2 protein-coding genes are annotated in these 2,103 nt (G+C 72.4%); one reads left to right on the forward strand and one right to left on the reverse strand.

What is annotated here, in order from left to right; all coding sequences use genetic code 11:
* Nucleotides 1-91 precede the first annotated feature (91 nt).
* Complete coding sequence (locus ACFWPX_RS17735; protein ID WP_378928301.1) at nt 92-1,051, reverse strand: LLM class F420-dependent oxidoreductase; 960 nt, start codon at nt 1,049-1,051, stop codon at nt 92-94.
* 80 nt (nt 1,052-1,131) lie between these two features.
* On the opposite strand from ACFWPX_RS17735, the gene ACFWPX_RS17740 reads away from it, so the two are divergent.
* Nucleotides 1,132-1,965 (forward strand): SDR family oxidoreductase, encoded by an 834-nt coding sequence (locus tag ACFWPX_RS17740; RefSeq protein ID WP_378928302.1) that lies wholly within the window; start codon nt 1,132-1,134, stop codon nt 1,963-1,965.
* Nucleotides 1,966-2,103 lie beyond the last annotated feature (138 nt).

A 2,103-nucleotide genomic window follows, 5' to 3' on the forward strand; every position in this document is an offset into this window, starting at 1 on the left:
GGGGGGGCCCCCCCCCCCCCCCCCCCTCGCCCTCTCCCTGGTGGGGGGCGGGGCCCCCCCCCGCCCCCCCCCGGGCCCCCCCCCCGGGGCATCATCCACGCAGCTGCTGGGCCAGCTCGGCGATCATCGTCCTGGTGCGCTGCTTGGAGGCGACCAGCGCGTCGCGATCGTCACCGATCGGCAGCAGCCGCACCGAGATATCGGTCGCGCCCGCCTCGGCGTAGCGGCGCAGTCCCGCCGCGATGGCGTCCTCGTCGCCGGCCAGGCACAGGTCACCGATGGTGCGCGCGTCGCCCTGTTCGAGCAGCCGCTGATAGTTGGGCGAGACCTCGGCCTCGCCGAGAATCCGGTTCGCCCGCTCGCGCGCCTCGTCCACCTGCCCCGGCGCGCACAGGCACACCGGCAATCCGGCGACCACCCGCGGCGCGGGTCTGCCCGCATCGGCGGCGGCCTTGGTGATCCGCGGCACCACGTGATCGGCGATCGCGCGTTCGTCGGCCATCCAGAGGACCGTGCCGTCGGCCTGCTCCCCCGCGATCCGCAACATCACCGGTCCCAGCGCGGCGACCAGCACCGGAACCGGCGCGACGGGACCGAGATCGAGCGGATTGTGCACGGTGAAGGTGTCGTTCTCGACATCCACCGAGCCGGCGCCGGTGAGTCCGGCCGAGAGCACCTCGAGATAGTCGCGGGTGTATGCCGCGGGCTTGTCGTAGGGCAGGCCGAGCATGTCGCGCACGATCCAGTGGTGCGAGGGCCCCACCCCGAGGGCGAGCCTGCCGCCCGCCGCCGCGTGCGCCGAGAGCGCCTGGCGGGCCAGCGCGACCGGATGCTGGGCCTGCAGCGGGACCACGGCCGTACCGAGTTCGATCCGCGAGGTGGCCAGGCCCATCGCCGCGACGGTGATGAGCGCGTCGAAGTCGGTGGGTATCTGGGGGATCCAGGCGGTGTCGAGCCCCGCCGATTCCGCCCAGGCGATATCGCGCAGCATGCGCTCGAGCTTGCGCCCCGAGTCGCCTCTCTCCGGGCCGATCATCACGCCGATACGCACGGTTCCTCCAAGTGGGTCCAAGTTGGTGAATATGCTACTTGCGTAGAATGAGAACACCAATACCATATTTGGAGAATGAGATGTCAGACCAGGATCACCCGCTGCGCGACCGCACCGTCCTCATCTCCGGCGCCAGCCGGGGCATCGGCGCGGCGATCGCCGTGGCCGCCGCCGAGCAGGGCGCCAATGTCGTGCTGCTCGCCAAGACCGACGCACCACATCCCCGCCTGCCCGGCACCGTGCACACCGCCGCGGCCGAGGTCGAGGCCGCCGGCGGCCGGGCCGCCGCCGTGGTCGGCGATGTCCGCCGCGAAGACGATGTCGCCCGCGCTGTGGCCATCGCGATCGAGCGGTTCGGCGGCATCGACGTGTGCGTGAACAACGCGGGCGCCATCGCCACCGAGCCCACCGAGGCACTCACGATCAAGCGCTTCGATCTGCTGCACGAGATCAATGTGCGCGGCACGTTCCTGCTCACCACGGCCTGCCTGCCGTACCTGCGCAAGTCGGCCAACCCGCACGTACTGAGCATCTCGCCGCCGGTCAACCTCGCCCCGCACTGGCTCGGCGCGCACCCGGCCTACACCCAGTCCAAGTACGCCATGACACTGCTCAGCCAGGGATGGGCGGCCGAATTCGGTGCTGCCGGAATCGGATTCAACTGCCTGTGGCCGCAGACGTTCATCGCCACCTCGGCCGTCGCGGCGCTGGAGGACGGCGCCGAGCAGCTCGCCTCGGCCCGCAGCCCGCGGATCATGGCCGACGCCGCCGTGGCGATCACCACCCGATCGGCGCGCGTCGTCACCGGCCGGTGCTTCCTCGACGCGGAGGCCGTCACCCGGTTCGCCGGGATCGACGACCTGTCCCGCTACGGCGGCGGTGAGCACCCGACGCGCGACCTGTTCGTGGACTGACCGCACAACGCGCGAAGCGGCGGCCGGGGGGGCCCCCCCCCCCCGGGGGCCAGCCCGGGAGAGCGGGGGCCCCACCCACCAAGGGTTTAAGTGAGTCACGACACCCCGCGCCCCCGACCACGGGGCCCCCCCCCCCCG

The sequence above is a fragment of the Nocardia sp. NPDC058518 genome (assembly GCF_042719655.1).
Classification (GTDB): Bacteria; Actinomycetota; Actinomycetes; order Mycobacteriales; family Mycobacteriaceae; genus Nocardia.

Coding starts and splice junctions, on each gene's coding strand:
- ACFWPX_RS17740 (WP_378928302.1), top strand. CDS start 1,132: ATGTCAGACCAGGATCACCCGCTGCGCGACCGCACCGTCCTCATCTCC.